Origin of the sequence: Micromonospora echinaurantiaca, assembly GCF_900090235.1 — a bacterium.
Taxonomy (GTDB): domain Bacteria; phylum Actinomycetota; class Actinomycetes; order Mycobacteriales; family Micromonosporaceae; genus Micromonospora; species Micromonospora echinaurantiaca.
In genome coordinates this window covers 651,518-666,674 of the sequence record NZ_LT607750.1, presented here as the reverse complement: position 1 = coordinate 666,674, position 15,157 = coordinate 651,518, and the positions used below count along the sequence as shown (strand labels likewise).

Annotated in this window: 15 protein-coding genes; 4 read left to right on the top strand and 11 right to left on the bottom strand. The window is 73.5% G+C overall.

Annotated elements, in window-relative coordinates; genetic code table 11:
• The first annotated feature begins 28 nt into the window (after nt 1-28).
• Both GA0070609_RS03085 and GA0070609_RS34765 read left to right on the top strand, forming a co-directional pair.
• Nucleotides 29-766, top strand: coding sequence for a class I SAM-dependent DNA methyltransferase (locus tag GA0070609_RS03085; RefSeq protein WP_231928514.1), 738 nt, complete (start codon nt 29-31; stop codon nt 764-766).
• Complete coding sequence (locus GA0070609_RS34765; RefSeq protein WP_269459270.1) at nt 763-1,947, top strand: glycosyltransferase; 1,185 nt, start codon at nt 763-765, stop codon at nt 1,945-1,947. The genes GA0070609_RS03085 and GA0070609_RS34765 overlap by 4 nt, the downstream gene beginning before the upstream one ends.
• 163 nt (nt 1,948-2,110) lie before the next feature.
• Here GA0070609_RS34765 and GA0070609_RS03070 read toward each other — a convergent pair whose 3' ends face one another.
• The 3 genes from GA0070609_RS03070 to GA0070609_RS03060 are packed head-to-tail and all read right to left on the bottom strand — an operon-like array spanning nt 2,111 to nt 4,030.
• Complete coding sequence (locus GA0070609_RS03070) at nt 2,111-2,761, bottom strand: DUF3618 domain-containing protein (RefSeq protein ID WP_088992388.1); 651 nt, start codon at nt 2,759-2,761, stop codon at nt 2,111-2,113.
• Nucleotides 2,758-3,225 (bottom strand): phage holin family protein, encoded by a 468-nt coding sequence (locus GA0070609_RS03065; RefSeq protein WP_088992387.1) that lies wholly within the window; start codon nt 3,223-3,225, stop codon nt 2,758-2,760. Before GA0070609_RS03065 ends, GA0070609_RS03070 begins: the two co-directional genes overlap by 4 nt.
• A gap of 28 nt (nt 3,226-3,253) precedes the next feature.
• Nucleotides 3,254-4,030, bottom strand: coding sequence for a hypothetical protein (locus GA0070609_RS03060; RefSeq protein WP_088992386.1), 777 nt, complete (start codon nt 4,028-4,030; stop codon nt 3,254-3,256).
• Between the two features lie 251 nt (nt 4,031-4,281).
• On the opposite strand from GA0070609_RS03060, the gene GA0070609_RS03055 reads away from it, so the two are divergent.
• Together GA0070609_RS03055 and GA0070609_RS03050 are read left to right on the top strand one after the other, a co-directional pair.
• Nucleotides 4,282-4,764, top strand: coding sequence for a DUF4383 domain-containing protein (locus GA0070609_RS03055; protein ID WP_088992385.1), 483 nt, complete (start codon nt 4,282-4,284; stop codon nt 4,762-4,764).
• Between the two features lie 106 nt (nt 4,765-4,870).
• Nucleotides 4,871-5,530, top strand: coding sequence for a DUF6766 family protein (locus tag GA0070609_RS03050; protein WP_088992384.1), 660 nt, complete (start codon nt 4,871-4,873; stop codon nt 5,528-5,530).
• A gap of 48 nt (nt 5,531-5,578) precedes the next feature.
• On the opposite strand, the gene GA0070609_RS03045 is transcribed toward GA0070609_RS03050, so the two are convergent.
• The 8 genes from GA0070609_RS03045 to GA0070609_RS03010 form a co-directional block, all read right to left on the bottom strand.
• The gene (locus GA0070609_RS03045; RefSeq protein ID WP_088992383.1) at nt 5,579-6,028 is read right to left on the bottom strand and encodes a GNAT family N-acetyltransferase; all 450 of its coding nucleotides are present in this window, start codon (nt 6,026-6,028) and stop codon (nt 5,579-5,581) included.
• Nucleotides 6,029-6,098: 70 nt separating this feature from the next.
• The gene (gene obgE / locus GA0070609_RS03040; protein WP_088992382.1) at nt 6,099-7,568 is read right to left on the bottom strand and encodes a GTPase ObgE; all 1,470 of its coding nucleotides are present in this window, start codon (nt 7,566-7,568) and stop codon (nt 6,099-6,101) included.
• Between the two features lie 91 nt (nt 7,569-7,659).
• The gene (rpmA, locus tag GA0070609_RS03035) at nt 7,660-7,914 is read right to left on the bottom strand and encodes a 50S ribosomal protein L27 (protein ID WP_088992381.1); all 255 of its coding nucleotides are present in this window, start codon (nt 7,912-7,914) and stop codon (nt 7,660-7,662) included.
• An 11-nt stretch (nt 7,915-7,925) separates the two neighbouring features.
• Nucleotides 7,926-8,240, bottom strand: a complete 315-nt coding sequence (rplU, locus tag GA0070609_RS03030; RefSeq protein ID WP_088992380.1) for a 50S ribosomal protein L21 — start codon at nt 8,238-8,240, stop codon at nt 7,926-7,928.
• 165 nt (nt 8,241-8,405) lie between these two features.
• Nucleotides 8,406-8,885, bottom strand: a complete 480-nt coding sequence (locus tag GA0070609_RS03025; RefSeq protein ID WP_088992379.1) for a hypothetical protein — start codon at nt 8,883-8,885, stop codon at nt 8,406-8,408.
• Between the two features lie 118 nt (nt 8,886-9,003).
• The gene (locus GA0070609_RS03020; protein ID WP_088992378.1) at nt 9,004-12,012 is read right to left on the bottom strand and encodes an Rne/Rng family ribonuclease; all 3,009 of its coding nucleotides are present in this window, start codon (nt 12,010-12,012) and stop codon (nt 9,004-9,006) included.
• Between the two features lie 131 nt (nt 12,013-12,143).
• Nucleotides 12,144-12,863, bottom strand: a complete 720-nt coding sequence (locus GA0070609_RS03015; protein ID WP_088992377.1) for a TIGR03936 family radical SAM-associated protein — start codon at nt 12,861-12,863, stop codon at nt 12,144-12,146.
• Nucleotides 12,864-13,035: 172 nt separating this feature from the next.
• Nucleotides 13,036-15,015, bottom strand: coding sequence for a TIGR03960 family B12-binding radical SAM protein (locus GA0070609_RS03010; RefSeq protein WP_088992376.1), 1,980 nt, complete (start codon nt 15,013-15,015; stop codon nt 13,036-13,038).
• Nucleotides 15,016-15,157: the final 142 nt, after the last annotated feature.

The following is a 15,157-nucleotide window of genomic DNA, read 5'->3' as shown; positions in this document are numbered from 1 at the left end:
GGCACGACACCTCGCCCGGGAGGCCCCGTTGCCCTTCGACGCCAGCGCCTACGGCCGGCACGTCGCCGCCGTCTACGACGACACGTACGCCCACCTGGACCCGGCCGAGGCGGTGGAGCGGCTGGCGGCGCTGGCGGACGGCGGCCCGGTCTGCGAGTTCGGCATCGGCACCGGGCGGCTGGCGCTGCCGCTGCTGGCGCGGGGCCTGACCGTCGCCGGCATCGAGGGGTCACCGGAGATGGTGGCCGGGCTGCGGGCCAAACCGGGCGGCGACCGGATCGAGGTCGCTCTCGGCGACTTCGCGCAGACCCGGGTGCCCGGCGAGTACGCCCTGGTCGTGCTGGCCTTCAACACCGTCTTCGCGCTGCCGGACCAGGCCGCGCAGGTGGCCTGCTTCCGCAACGCCGCCGCCCACCTGCGCCCCGGCGGCCGGTTCGTGGTCGAGGCGTGGATGCCCGACCCGGGCGCGTTCCGGGCCGGGTCCGCGCTGCGCCCGGTGCGGGTCGCCGAGGACGAGGTGCTGCTGGAGGCGGCCGTGCTGCACCCGGCCGAGCAGCGGATGACCACCACGAAGATCCGGCTCACCGACGGCGGCGTACGGCTGCTGCCGGCCAACCACCGCTACGCCTGGCCGGCCGAGCTGGACCTGATGGCCGAGCTGGCCGGGATGGTCCGGGAACACCGCTGGGCGGGCTGGGCCGCCGAACCGTTCACCGACGACAGCCGGGAGCACGTCTCGGTCTGGCGGCGGCCGGAGGCGGCGTGAGCGCCCCGACCCGCCCGGCCGGCGGGGCCACCGGCGACGACCCCGCCCGCCCGGTCGCCTCGCCCACGGCGAACGGATCGACCGGACCGACCGGGTCGACCGGACCGACCGGATCGACCGGACCGACCGGATCGACCGGACCGACCGGGTCGGCCGCCACCGGCGGCGCCGTCGACCGCGCCACGCCCGGCCGCGCCCGGTCCGCCGGCGACCGGCCGCGCTGGCTCCCGGTGTCGTACGTGCTGCCGCTGCGCTGGGCCGACGACGCCGGCCTGGCCGAGCTGACCGACTACCTGCGCTGGCTGGCCACCCGGGTCGAGGTGACCGTGGTGGACGGGTCCGCCCCGGAGGTCTTCGCCCGGCACGCGCACACCTGGCGCGGGCTGCTCCGGCACGTGCCCCCGGATCCGGCGCTGCGCGGCGTCAACGGCAAGGTCGTCGGGGTGCTCACCGGCGTCCGGACGGCCCGGCACGAGCACGTGGTGATCGCCGACGACGACGTCCGCTACGACGAGGCCGGGCTGCGCGCGGTGCACCGGCTGCTGCACCGGGTGGATCTGGTCCGCCCGCAGAACTACTTCGACCCGCTGCCCTGGCACGCGTACTGGGACACCGGGCGGACGCTGCTGAACCGGGCGCTCGGCGCGGACTACCCGGGCACCCTCGCCGTACGCCGGAGCACCTTCCTCGGCATGGGCGGCTACGACCCGGACGTGCTCTTCGAGAACCTGGAGCTGATCCGCACGGTGCGCGCGTACGGGGGCACCGAGGCCGCCCCGGCCGGGCTGTACGTCCGCCGGCTGCCGCCGGGCACCGCGCACTTCCGTGGGCAGCGGGTCCGCCAGGCGTACGACGACCTGGCCCAGCCGGCGCGGCTGCTCACCTCGCTCGCGGTCCTGCCGGCGCTGGCGGCGGCGACCCTGGCCCGGCGACCGGGCCTGCTACTCGGCGCGGCGGCGACCACCGTGGGGCTGGCCGAGGTGGGCCGGCGGCGGGCCGGCGGCGCGGCTGTCTTCCCGCCGGCCACCGCCCTGGCGGCGCCGCTGTGGCTGCTGGAGCGGGGCGTCTGCGCCTGGCTGGCGGTCGGCCGGCGGGTCCTGTTCGGCGGCGTCCGCTACGCCGGCACCCGCGTCCGCCACGCCGCGCACTCCGAACGCGCGCTCCGCCGCCGCCTCCACTGACCCGCGATCTCGCACCTTCCGCCCGGGCGAACCGGTGGCAGTGCCGCACGGGCTGGGCCCGGTGCGCGAGATCGCGAGGGTCGGGGCGCACACGACAGCTCGCGGCCACTGGCCGGCGGTGCCGGGTAGTGGCCGCGAGCTGCGGTGTACGGTGACCGACCGGTCAGTACCGCACCTGGTCGCGGGAGTGCTGCGCCTGGTCCTTCACGTCCTGCGCGGCGGACTTCGTGTCGTCCTTCACGGCGTGCACGGCGTCCTGCGCGGTGGACTTCACCGACTCGGTCGCCTGCTGCGCCGGCTCGCGCAACTCCTGCTTCAGCTCACCGGCCACCTCGGTCAGCTTCTCCTTGACCACTCCGGTGTGCTCGCCGGCCTTCTCCTTGACCTGGCTGGCCACCTGCTGCTCGCGGCGGGTGGCCGGGATCAGCGACGAGGCCAGCCAGCCGACGCCGAACGCGATCAGGCCGGCGGCCAGCGGGTTGCCCTCGGACTTCTCCCGGATCACCTGCGGCGCCCGCTGCGCGGCGTCGCCGACGGTCGAGGCCGCCGACTGGGCCTTGTCGCTGACCGTGTGGGCCGCCGACGAGGCCCGGTCGCCCACCGAGTGGGCGGCGTGGCCGGTGCCGTGGCCCAGGTCCGAAGCGGTTCCCATCACCTTGTCCCTCACATTCTGCAGCGCGGTACGGACCCGCTGCTTGCGGTCGTCGACGATGCGGCTCGGGCTGACCTTGTACGCCAGCGCGTCCACGTCGGAGCTCAGGTTGCTGCGGGTGGCCTCGATCTCCCGGCGGATCTGGGCGGGGTCGGTGCTCATCGGGTGACCTCCTGCGGGTGGGGCTTGAGCGCGTCGGGGATCCGCTGCACGCTGTCGTTGGTCTGCTTGAGGCCGCGGATCCGCTCCGCGTTCTTCTTCGCCATGGAGTAGAGGACGGCGGCGATCGCGCCCCAGATGACGGCCACGATCAACGCCGCCCAGCCGGCGTCCATCACGTTGGACAGCCCGGCCCACAGGGCCAGCGAGAGGAACAGCGCCACCATGTAGCCGCCGAAGCCGGCGCCGCCGAAGAAGCCGGCGGCCTTGCCCGCCTTCTTGCCCTCCTGGCGGATCTCCGCCTTGGCCAGCTCCACCTCCTGACGCATCAGAGTGGACAGGTCGGTGGTGACCTGGCGCATCAGCTCGCCGATCGAGCTGCCCCGGACCTCGTCCGCGGTGTGCGGCGCACCCGCGGGGGGCTGGTAACCGGAGTCCAGTCCGGACCCCTGCGTCGGCATGCTCATGCCGCCGCCTCCCTTCGGATGACTCGGCTCACGGACGGGTGGTTCCGCTGGACGGCACGCCCGGCAGCGGGTCGGTCTGGTTCACCGGCGGCAGCGGCTGGCCGGTGCCGCCGGCCGGGTCGGCGTAGCTGGTGGTGGTGCCGGTGTCCGGGCGGGCGGCCGGCGCCGGGTCGAGGTAGCCGCCCGGCGGCACGGCGTCCGGGACCGCGCGGGGGGCCGGCGGGGTGGGGATGACCGCGGTCTGGTCCGGGTCGTAGCCGGCGTCCGAGCCGTACGCCCGGTGGCTGCCGCCCTGGCCGTCGCCGGTGGCGGCGATGTTCTTGGTCAGCCGACCGGCGAGCACGCCGAGCACGGCCGCGCCGACCAGGAAGGTGCCCGGGTTGCGGCGGGCGTAGTCGCGCACCTCGGCCAGGATGTCGCCGGGCTCGCGCGCCTCCAGCCAGCCGGCCACCCCGTGCACCCGGTCGGCGGCCTGGCGGGCGAGTTCGCTCACCGGGCCGGCCTGCCCACCCTGCTCGGCCATCGTCCGCATCTCGTCGGCGAGCGAGCGGAGCCCGCCGGCGGCGCGGCGCTGCTGCTCGCTGGTCTGGCTGGCGAGCTGGCTGCGGGCCTCGCCGTACAGGTTGCGGGCCTGCCGGGCCGCCTCGCGGCCGACCTCGGTGCCCTGTTCCTTGGCGGTCTGCGCGACCGCGCCGCCGGCCTGCTTGGCCTCCGACCCGACCTGGCGGGCCTGGTCGCGGACGCCGCCGCCGTTCGTCGACTCCTGCCCGTACGTGGCAGACGTGGGTGACAGATCGTAAGTCATGATGTCCCTTCCGCTCGGAAAGTCGTCGCGGTGTGCTGGGGGAACGCGCCGGCCGTCCGACCGGCGCGCAAATTCACCTACCCTGCGTCGCCGGGTCCATACCTGATTCGCCATTTCTCTGCGGAGCCGTCCGCGCAGGGTTACAAAATGGAGGATCGTCGGGTTGGGGTGACGTCGCCGATACGGACTGTCACGAGCGTTCCTCGCGACCGGCGCCGCGGAGACTCCGCGGATCCACGGAGGTGACATCGATGGCGCGTGACGCACGCGGTGGCGCGGTCGCGGGGCGGAAGTCAGCGGTCCAACTCGCCGCGCTGGCCGCGGCCGGGGTCTTCACCCTGATCGGGGTGCTCGGCTTCATCCCCGGCATCACCACCGGCTACGACGAGATGAACTTCGCCGGGCACCACTCCGAGGCCAAGCTGCTCGGTCTGTTCCAGGTGTCGATCCTGCACAACATCCTGCACCTGGGTTTCGGCCTGCTCGGCCTGCTGATGGCCCGCAGCGTCGCCGGGGCCCGGATCTTTCTGGCCGGCGGCGGCGCGCTCTACCTCGGGCTCTGGCTCTACGGCTTCGTCATCAACCGGGAGAGCGCGGCGAACTTCATCCCGCTCAACGACGCCGTCAACTGGCTGCACCTGGTGCTCGGCTTCGGCATGCTCGCCCTCGGCCTGCTGCTGTCCAACCAACTCGGCACCGGCAGCCGGCTGGACACCCCGTTCGACCGCCCCTGACCGGCGGCGCCGCCGTACCCGGGGGGTTACCGGAGGGTCGGCGGAGTTTGCCGGCTGGTCCGGTGGGGCAACGGAGAGTCACAGGATCTCCGACGAGGAGGCGACGATGCCCCGCTGGCTGCGTGACAACGCACTGAGCGTGTCGATGTTCGGCGCGTTCGGAGTCTTCCTGGTGCTGCAGAGCGTGTTCGGCTGGCAGACCCACAACCAGGAACTGGCCGAGTACGGGGCGCCCCAGGTGAGCTGGCTGGCATACCTGAGCAGCGGGCACTTCCTGGAGGCGGTCTTCGAGAACTGGGAGTCGGAGTTCCTCCAGATGGGCGGCTACGTGCTGCTCACCGCGTACCTGGTGCAGCGCGGGTCGGCGGAGTCGAAGCCGCTGGAGCAGACCGACCGGCCCGAGGACGACGAGCGGCGGGCCAAGCCGGAGTCCCCCTGGCCGGTACACGCCGGCGGGCTGCCCCTGGTGGTCTACCGCAACAGCCTCTCCATCGCGCTGCTGCTGATCTTCGCCGGCTCGTTCCTCGGCCACCTGTTCGCCGGCACCGCCGAGTACAACCAGCAGCAGGCGCTGCAGAGCGGCGCCCCGCCGGTCGGCGTCTGGGAGTTCCTGGGCACCAGCGACTTCTGGTTCCAGTCCATGCAGAACTGGCAGAGCGAGTTCCTCGCCGTCGGCACCCTGATCGTGCTGAGCATCTTCCTGCGCCAGCACGCCTCGCCGGAGTCCAAGCCGGTCACCGTCGAGCACGCGCACACCGGCGACTGACCGGCCGTCCGGCCGCCGGTGGCCGGCGGCGGGGGGACCGGCGCGCCGTCAGGCCGGCACGCGCAGCCGCTTGGCGAAGCAGACGCTGTACGGGTTGTCGACGTACTCGCCGTAGACCGGGATCGGCTGGTAGCCGCTGGAGGTGTAGAGGCCGATGGCCGCCGGCAGGTAACTGCCGGTCTCCAGGCAGACCGTCTCGTGCCCCTGCCGGAAGGCCAGTTCCTCGAGCGCGACGAGCAACTGTCGGGCGATCCCCCGCCCCCGGTACGCGGGCCGCACGTACATCCGCTTGAGCTCACCGGTGCCGGCGTCCAGTGCCTGGATCCCGCCGCAGGCCACCGCGCGCCCGTCGACGACCACCGCCAGGTAGCGGATGTCGCTGTGGGTCACGGTGGCCTGCCCGTCCAGCCCGCCGTCGGCCTCGCGCAACTCGCGCTGCTGGGCCGCGACCAGGGCGGCGATCTCCGGATCGGTGGCGGGACGTGACTCGATCAGCATCACGCCACGTTACGACGCGCGGATTTCGCCCAGGTTTCCGGCGGGCGGCCTGGTCACGGAGCGCAACCAGCTATTCGGCGTCGGCCTCCACCGCCGGCTCGCCGGCCGCCACGTCGCCGGCCTCGATCTCGTCGGCCGGCCGCTGCCGGCGGGCCTTGCGGGCCGCCAACCGCTCCGCCGCCGGGGCCCGGGTCGACTTCTCCTCCAGCCGCACGTCGGTGCCCCGGTTGCCGGGGATGAAGTCGACGCCGGCGTAGAGGGTGGGCTGCCAGTCGAACTCCCGGTCGCCGATGCGGACCAGGTCGCCGGCCTCGGCACCGGCCTTGGCGAGCTTCTCCTCGACACCCAGCCGGGCCAGCCGGTCGGCGAGGTAGCCGACCGCCTCGTCGTTGTCGAAGTTCGTCTGCCGTACCCAGCGCTCCGGCCGTACGCCGCGCACCACCCAGGCGCCGTCCGGCGCCGGCTCGATGGTGAACCCGGCGTCGTCCACCGCGGTCGGGCGGATCACGATGCGGGTCGGCTCGGCCGGCGGGGCCGCCTGGCGCGCCGCCTCCACCAGTTCCGCCATCGCGTAGGTGAGCTCCTTGAGCCCCTCCCGGGTGGCCGCGGAGACCTCGAACACCCGCAGGCCCCGCGCCTCCAGGTCGGGGCGGACGATCTCGGCGAGGTCGCGGCCGTCCGGCACGTCGACCTTGTTCAGCGCGACCAGCCGGGGCCGATCGGCCAACCCGCCGTACTCGGCCAGCTCGGCCTCGATGGTGTCGATGTCGGCGAGCGGGTCCCGCCCCGGCTCCAGGGTCGCCGTGTCGATTACGTGCACCAGCACCGCGCACCGCTCGACGTGCCGGAGGAACTCCAGCCCGAGCCCCTTGCCGGTGGCCGCGCCCGGGATCAGACCCGGCACGTCCGCGACGGTGAAGGTGTGGTTGTCGACCCGGACCACGCCGAGGTTGGGCACCAGGGTGGTGAACGGGTAGTCGGCGATCTTCGGCTTGGCGGCGGAGATCACCGAGATCAGCGACGACTTGCCGGCCGACGGGAAGCCGACCAGACCGACGTCGGCCACGCTCTTCAGCTCCAGCACCACGTCGAGGTGCTCGCCGGGCTCGCCCAGTTCGGCGAAGCCGGGTGCCTTGCGGCGGGCGTTGGCCAGCGCGGCGTTGCCCCGCCCGCCGCGCCCGCCCCGGGCCACCTCGAAGGTGGTGCCGGCGCCGACCATGTCGGCCAGCACGGTGCCGTCGAGCGTCTGCACCACGGTGCCGTTGGGCACCTTGAGCACCAGGTCGCCGCCGTTGGCGCCGTCCCGGTTCGAACCGGCCCCGCCCTTGCCGTTCGGCGCCTTGACGTGCGGGCGGAAGTGGAAGTCGAGCAGCGTGTGCACCTGCGGGTCGACCACCAGCGACACGCTGCCGCCGTGCCCGCCGTTGCCGCCGTCGGGGCCACCGAACGGCTTGAACTTCTCCCGGTGAATCGAGACACAGCCGTGCCCGCCGTCGCCGGCCTGCAGGTGCAGGACGACCCGGTCAACGAACGTCGTCACGACGCCAATCCTTCCAGCGAGGCACGTCCCCGCACGAGAAACGGCGAAGCGGGCCGGGACACCAGGTCCGCGGCCCGCTTCGACCGAACAACTACTGCTGCGGCACGATGCTGACGGTCTTGCGACCGCGCTTGGTGCCGAACTGCACCGAACCGGCGGCCAGCGCGAAGAGCGTGTCGTCACCGCCGCGGCCGACCAGGTCACCGGGGTGGAACTTGGTGCCACGCTGCCGGACGAGGATCTCGCCGGCGCTGACGACCTGACCACCGAAGCGCTTCACGCCGAGCCGCTGGGCCGCGGAGTCACGGCCGTTACGCGAGCTGGACGCACCCTTTTTGTGAGCCATTGGAGGACGACCTACTTCCCGCTGGAGATGCCGGTCACCTTGACCTGGGTCAGCGGCTGGCGGTGACCCTGGCGCTTGTGGTAGCCGGTCTTGTTCTTGAACTTGTGGATCCGGATCTTCGGGCCCTTGGTGTGCGCGGCGATCTCGCCGGACACCTCGACCTTGGCAAGCTTCGCCGCGTCGGTCACCAGGTCGTCACCGTCGACGAGGAGCACCGCGGCGAGCTTCACCGCGTCGCCGGGGGCACCGGCGAGCTTCTCGACCTCGATCACGTCGCCCTCGGCGACCTTGTACTGCTTGCCGCCGGTCTTGACGATCGCGTACATCGGAGGCGGACTCCCTGTCGTTGAGGCTGCTGGCGGTAGTCCCCGCGGCGGCTCGCCGGGTAGCAGTGGCACGGCGGCGTGGGCACGCGGGAACTCGGCACACCAAAGTGCGCCGCAGGCAAGCGTACGCCATGCCTGGCCGGACGCCCAAACCGGGCCGGCCGGTCAGCGGCCGCACACCTGGTCGAGGCGCTGCTGGAGCCGGTCGAGCTCGGTCTCGTCGATCGCGTCGAGGTCGGTGCCCAGCGCCGCCACCTCGCCGGCCAGATCGGCCAGCAGGGTCTTGAGCTGGGGATCCGCGGCCCGCTCCGCCTGCTGCCGCAGGGCCGTCCGCCAGCCGGTGAGGGCGGCCTCGGCCCGTCGGCGGGCGGTTTCCGCCGTCGCGGTGTCGTTCGCCCCGATGGCGGCGAGCATCCTGCCCACCTCCTCGACGTACGTGGTCACCGCGGTGGCGCCGGCCTGCCGCGCGGCGGCGCACGCCCCGGTGGCGTCGCCGCCGGCCGCCCCGCTCGCCACCGGGCCGGACGTCAGGGCGCCCGCCGACGCGGCCGGGGTGACCGGGCCGACCGCCGTGCGGTCGGCGGCGCAACCCGCCGGTACGAGCAGGGCGGTGGCGACCACCGTGATGGCGAGCAGACGGCGCATGCTTCTCCTCCGGTCCCGGGGGCGAACCGGTCCCGGCCCCACGGGCCGGACGGCAGAGCCCCTCCCACCGGACATTGCCGGGGAAGGGGCCCTGTCAAACCCGAGGCTGGTCAGCCGGTCACGGCCGGGTACGCCGTCGGGCGCCGCCACGGCGCGACCGGCGCCGCCCGGTGCCGCCCTCCGACTCCTCGGCGTCGGCCTCGGCGAGCGCGTCCGGGTCGTCCGGCGCGGCCAACCGGGCCGACTCGCCCTGCTGGCTGTCGGACACCTCCGGTGCGGCGGCGGTGTCCGTCTCGTAGCGGGACAGGTCGTAGCCCATGGTGTCGTGGTAGTCGGCGTCCGTCGTCGTGGTGGCGGTGTCGGTGTCGGTCACCTCGACCACGGTCCGCTCGGCCGGCGCGCCCTTGCGGGCCCGCCGCCGGGACGTCCCGCCGGTCGCCTCCGGGGCGGCGACCGCCGAGGCGACCGCCTTGACCTTCTCCCCCGCCCCGGCGCCGCGCGGCTTCTCCGGCACCGGCTCGGTGTGAATGATCACGCCGCGGCCCTTGCAGCACTCGCAGGTCTCGCTGAACGCCTCCAGCAGGCCGGCGCCGATCCGCTTGCGGGTCATCTGCACCAGGCCCAGCGAGGTGATCTCGGTGACTTGGTGCTTGGTGCGGTCCCGGCCCAGGCACTCGGTCAGCCGGCGCAGCACCAGCTCCCGGTTCGACTCCAGCACCATGTCGATGAAGTCGATCACCACGATGCCGCCGATGTCGCGCAGCCGCAGCTGGCGGACGATCTCCTCGGCGGCCTCCAGGTTGTTCCGGGTGACCGTCTCCTCCAGGTTGCCGCCGGCGCCGGTGTACTTGCCGGTGTTCACGTCGACCACGGTCATCGCCTCGGTCCGGTCGATCACCAGGTGACCGCCGGAGGGCAGGAAGACCTTGCGGTCGAGCCCCTTGAGGATCTGCTCGTCGATCCGGTACTCGGCGAAGACGTCGGTGGTGCCGACGTGCCGGCGCAGCCGGGCCACCAGGTCGGGCGAGACGTGTGACAGGTACGACTCGACCATGTCGTACGCCTCGTCGCCCTCCATGACCAGCTCGCGGAAGTCCTCGTTGAACAGGTCCCGGACCACCCGGATGACCAGGTCCGGCTCCTCGTAGAGCAGCACCGGGGCGCCACCGGAGGCCGCCTTGGCCTGGATGTCCTCCCACTGCGCCTGGAGCCGCTTCACGTCGCGGGCCAACTCGTCCTCGCTGGCGCCCTCGGCGGCGGTCCGCACGATCACGCCCGCGCCGTCCGGCACCAGCTTCTTCAGCACGTCCCGCAGCCGCTTGCGCTCGTTGTCCGGCAGCTTCCGGCTGATCCCGGAGGCATTGCCGTTGGGCACGTAGACCAGGTGCCGGCCGGAGAGCGCGATGTGGCTGGTCAGCCGGGCGCCCTTGTGCCCGATCGGGTCCTTGGTGACCTGCACCAGCACCGAGTCGCCGGACTTCAGCGCCTGCTCGATCGAGCGGGCCCGCCCCTCCAGGCCGGTGGCGTCCCAGTTGACCTCGCCGGCGTAGAGCACCGCGTTGCGGCCGCGGCCGACGTCGACGAAGGCCGCCTCCATGCTCGGCAGGACGTTCTGCACCTTGCCCAGGTAGACGTTGCCGGCCATCGTGCCGGACGAGTTGCGGGTGACGTAGTGCTCGACCAGCACGCCGTCCTCGAGGACGGCGATCTGGGTACGGTCACCGCGCTGGCGCACCGCCATCACCCGGTCCACCGCCTCCCGGCGGGCCAGGAACTCCGACTCGCTGAGGATCGGCGGGCGGGTCCGGCGCTGTTCGCGGCCGTCCCGGCGGCGCTGCCGCTTGGCCTCCAGCCGGGTCGAGCCGGAGACGCCCTGCACCTCGTCGACGGTCCGCCGGGGCTCGCGGATCTTGACGACGGTCGGCACGCCGTCGTCGGCGGCCCCCTCGGTGTCCCCGGCACCCCGGCGACGCCGGCGACGCCGGCGGCGGGTCAGCCCCTCGCCGCCCTCGGCCTCCTCTTCCTCGGCCTCCTCCGCCTCAGCCTCCTCGGCCTCGGCCCGGATGGCCTCCTCGGCCTCCTCGTCCTCGGCGTCCTCGACACCGCCCTTGCCACGGCCCCGGCCACGGCGACCCCGGCGGCGCCGGCGGCGGGCGGCCGCGGCCTCCTCCTCGTCCTCCTCGGCGGCCTCTTCGGCTTCCTCGGGCTCCTCGGTCGGCTCCTCCTCGATCTCCACCGCCTCGACCGGCTCGGCCTCGCGGCGACCCCGCCGACGCCGGCGGGACGGCTCGGCCGCCTCCTCGGCGGGCTCCTCGACCGGCGCCGGCGGGACGACCCGGGCGACCGGGAGTTCCTCCGGCTGCGGTGCCATGAACAGGACGGTGGGCGCGGAGAGCGCGGCCCGCCGGCGGCGGGTCCGGGGCTCCGGCTCGACGACCTCGGGCTCGACGGCCTCCGGCGCTTCGCGCTCGGCCTCCTCGTCCTCGGGCGGGCTGACCGCCACGCCCGGCGGGACCTCACCGGAGCGGGGCTCGGCCCCGCTGTCGGACGCCGGCGCGGCGGCGCCGAAGTCGGTTCCGGCCGCCGGCCCGGTCTCCGGGGCGGCTTCGGCCGGTGCGACGCCAGCGGGCTCGGCGGCCGGGGCGGCGCCCTCGGCCGGCGTCTCCGCGGCCGGCTCGGCCGCCGCGGGGGCGGCCTTCCGCCGCCGGGTACGGGTGGCCTTGACCGGCGGCGCGGCCTCGGCGGCGGACGCCTCCGTCACCTCGGTCGGCTGCTCCTCGGCCGCCTTCGCGGTGGTGGCCTTGCGCCGGCGACGTGGGGTCTTCGGCGCGGCGTCGAGGTCGCCGGAGATCGGAGCGAGGACCTCGGCCTCCGGGGCCTCCCCGCTGCCCGGGGTCGGCGCGCTGGACGCCTCGACCGGCGCCTCGACCTGCTCGGGCTGGTTCAGCGGGGCGGCCCGCCGCCGGGTGGCCCGCCGCCGGGTCGGCGCGGCCGGAGCCTCGCCCTCGGGCCCCGCGAGCGGGGCGCTTCCGACGGCACTGCCGTCGAGGGTGTTGCTGTTGTCGGCGGTCTCGCCGGCCGGCTGTGCACCGGTCCGTTCGCCGCCCTCGGGCTCGTTCTCGAGCATGGACGTTCTCCAGTTCTGGCCGCCCCGGGCGCGGGTGAGCGCTGCCACGCAGGGTTGCCGCAAAGGTGTTTCCGCCGGGCGCGCGAGTCGTGCGACCGGCGAAGTCTGCCTGCCTGGGCGCTGACCGTCGGTCAGTGCCCGCCGATGGTTGCCCCGTCGCGGTCCGCTTCCAACGGATCCGCGATCGCACCCTGCGCGGTCAGCGTGCCCTGAGCCAGCCGGATAACCCTCGGCGGAACCGGCGGCTCCAGGGCGGCCACCACGCGGAGGCCGGAAAGGACGTCATCGGGTCGTACGGAGGGGGTGACCTGCCGCACGACCAGTTCGAGTATCGCACACGGTACGCCCAACGCCCCGGAAGGCGTCTCCGTCGGCGCGACGGCATCGATGGAGATGACTGCCGCCCGGGCGTCGAAGGTGCGCCGGCCCTGCTTGGTCATCCGCTCCACCAGCACCTCGTCGGCGGCGGTGAAAGCGGACACCGCGGTCGCCAGCACGCGCGGGTCGACCTCGGGCAGCTCGATCCGCCAGTGGGACGCCTCGATCCGGTCGGCCAGGCTGCCGCCGGTGGCCACCACGGCCTCCAGCACGTCGAGGCCGGGCGAGAGCGCGGCGTCCAGGGCGGCGCGCAGCTGCGCCGGGTCGACCTGCTCGCGCAGTCCGATCTCCAGGTACTCGGCCTCGCTCGCCACGCCGGTCGGCGCCGCGCTGGCGTACGAGATCTTGGGGTGCGGGGTGAAGCCCTGGGAGAAGGCGACGGGCACCCCGGCCCGGCGCAGCGCCCGCTCGAACGCACGGGCGAAGTCCCGGTGCGAGGTGAACCGCAGCGGTCCGCGCTTGGCGTACCGGATCCGGACGCGCTGGACGACCGGCGCCTGCCCGCCCTCCGGCTGTGGTCTCTTGCTGATCGTCGTGCTCCTCGTTCGGTCAGTGCTCGTTGATCATGAAGTTATTGTCGACGACACGCGGTGGCGGTGACAACAACTTCATGATCAACCGAGTGGGCCGCGGGCGCGGGGTGGGTTACTGCGGGGTGGGGAGTTTGAGGCCGTTGATGGGGGTCAGGGGGAGGAGTTTCTTGCCCGTTGGGCCGATCTGGATCTCGGTGTCCATGGCGGGGCAGACGCCGCAGTCGAAGCACGGGGTCCACCGGCAGTCGTCCTGCTCGTACTCCGAGAGCGAGTCCTGCCAGTCCTGCCAGAGCCAGTCCTTGTCCAGCCCGGAGTCCAGGTGGTCCCAGGGCAGGACCTCCAGCTCGTCGCGCTCCCGGGTGGTGTACCAGTCGAGGTCCACCCCGAACGCGGGCAGCACCTCGGCGGCGGCGTCCACCCAGCGCTGGTAGGAGAAGTGCTCGCTCCAACCGTCGAACCGGCCGCCGTTCTCCCACACCTTGCGGATCACCGCGCCGACCCGCCGGTCACCCCGGCTGAGCAGGCCCTCGATCAGCGACGGCTCGCCGTCGTGGTAGCGGAAGCCGATCGCCCGGCCCAGCGAACGGTCGGCGTTGATCGCCTGCTTGAGCAGCTTGAGCCGGGCGTCGATGACCTCCGGCCGCTCCATCGCCGCCCACTGGAACGGGGTGTGCGGCTTCGGTACGAACCCGCCGATCGAGACGGTGCAGCGGATGTCCTTGGAGCCGGTGGCCGCCCGGCCCGCCCGGATCACCTCGTGCGCCATGTCGGCGATCTCGAGGACGTCCTCGTCGGTCTCGGTGGGCAGGCCGCACATGAAGTAGAGCTTCACCTGCCGCCAGCCGTTGGTGTACGCGGTGACCACCGTGCGGATCAGGTCGTCCTTCGACACCATCTTGTTGATGACCTTGCGGATCCGCTCCGACCCGCCCTCGGGGGCGAAGGTCAGGCCGGTCCGCCGGCCGTTGCGGGACAGCTCCTGTGCCAGGTCGATGTTGAACGCGTCCACCCGGGTGGACGGCAGCGACAGCGAGACGTTGGTGCCCGCGTACTGCTCGGCCAGGCCGGAGCACATGTCGCCGATCTCGGAGTGGTCGGCCGACGACAGCGACAGCAGGCCCACCTCGTGGAAGCCGGAGAACTCCAGCCCCTGCTGCACCATCTGCCCCACCGTGGTGATGGAACGCTCGCGGACCGGCCGGGTGATCATGCCGGCCTGGCAGAACCGGCAGCCCCGGGTGCAACCCCGGAAGATCTCCACCGCATACCGCTCGTGCACCGTCTCGGCCAGCGGCACGAGCGGCTTCTTCGGGTACGGCCAGGCGTCCAGGTCCATCGTCGTGCGCTTGTGCACCCGGAACGGCACGTCCGCCCGGTTCGGCACGACCCGCTGGATCCGGCCGTCCGGCAGGTAGTCGACGTCGTAGAAACGCGGTACGTAGACGCTCTCCGTGCGGGCCAGCCGCAGCAGCAGCTCGTCGCGCCCGCCCGGGCTGCCCTCGGCCTTCCACTCCCGGACGATCGCGGTGATCTCCAGCACCGCCTCCTCGCCGTCGCCGAGCACGGCGGCGTCGACGAAGTCGGCGATCGGCTCCGGGTTGAAGGCGGCGTGCCCGCCGGCCACGATCACCGGGTCGGCGTCGGTGCGGTCGGCGGCGAGCAGCGGGATGCCGGCCAGGTCGATCGCGGTGAGCAGGTTGGTGTAGCCCAGCTCGGTGGAGAAGGAGAGGCCGAACACGTCGAAGTCACGCACCGAGCGGTGCGCGTCGACGGTGAACTGCGGCACGCCGTGCGTGCGCATCAGCCGCTCCAGGTCCGGCCAGACCGCGTACGTCCGCTCGGCGAGCACGTCGGGCTGCTCGTTGAGCACCTCGTAGAGGATCTGCACGCCCTGGTTGGGCAGGCCCACCTCGTACGCGTCGGGGTACATCAGCGCCCAGCGCACGGTCGCCGCGGCCCAGTCCTTGACCACCGCACCCAGCTCGCCACCGACGTACTGGATGGGCTTGGTCACCTGGGGCAGCAGCGGCTCCAGCCGGGGCCAGACGGATTCGCCCGCGACGGGGCGCGGGGTGGTGGACGGGACGCTCATGATGCCCAAGGGTACGCGGCCCGGCGGCGGTGACCGCGTGCACGCCACCAGCTCGTGTCCGGACGGCATGCTCACCCGCCGTCGACCCGGGTCACCGGCGCTGGTGGTGGGCGGATCGACGGCGGTGGCGCAGCGGTACTAA

Excerpts from the sequence above, each read along its gene's own strand:
- GA0070609_RS03070 (WP_088992388.1), bottom strand. The coding sequence starts at position 2,761 with ATGAGCACCGACCCCGCCCAGATCCGCCGGGAGATCGAGGCCACCCGC.
- GA0070609_RS03065 (WP_088992387.1), bottom strand. The coding sequence starts at position 3,225 with ATGAGCATGCCGACGCAGGGGTCCGGACTGGACTCCGGTTACCAGCCC.
- GA0070609_RS03060 (WP_088992386.1), bottom strand. The coding sequence starts at position 4,030 with ATGACTTACGATCTGTCACCCACGTCTGCCACGTACGGGCAGGAGTCG.
- GA0070609_RS03055 (WP_088992385.1), top strand. The coding sequence starts at position 4,282 with ATGGCGCGTGACGCACGCGGTGGCGCGGTCGCGGGGCGGAAGTCAGCG.
- GA0070609_RS03050 (WP_088992384.1), top strand. The coding sequence starts at position 4,871 with ATGCCCCGCTGGCTGCGTGACAACGCACTGAGCGTGTCGATGTTCGGC.
- GA0070609_RS03045 (WP_088992383.1), bottom strand. The coding sequence starts at position 6,028 with ATGCTGATCGAGTCACGTCCCGCCACCGATCCGGAGATCGCCGCCCTG.
- rpmA (WP_088992381.1), bottom strand. The coding sequence starts at position 7,914 with ATGGCTCACAAAAAGGGTGCGTCCAGCTCGCGTAACGGCCGTGACTCC.
- rplU (WP_088992380.1), bottom strand. The coding sequence starts at position 8,240 with ATGTACGCGATCGTCAAGACCGGCGGCAAGCAGTACAAGGTCGCCGAG.
- GA0070609_RS03025 (WP_088992379.1), bottom strand. The coding sequence starts at position 8,885 with ATGCGCCGTCTGCTCGCCATCACGGTGGTCGCCACCGCCCTGCTCGTA.
- GA0070609_RS03020 (WP_088992378.1), bottom strand. The coding sequence starts at position 12,012 with ATGCTCGAGAACGAGCCCGAGGGCGGCGAACGGACCGGTGCACAGCCG.
- GA0070609_RS03010 (WP_088992376.1), bottom strand. The coding sequence starts at position 15,015 with ATGAGCGTCCCGTCCACCACCCCGCGCCCCGTCGCGGGCGAATCCGTC.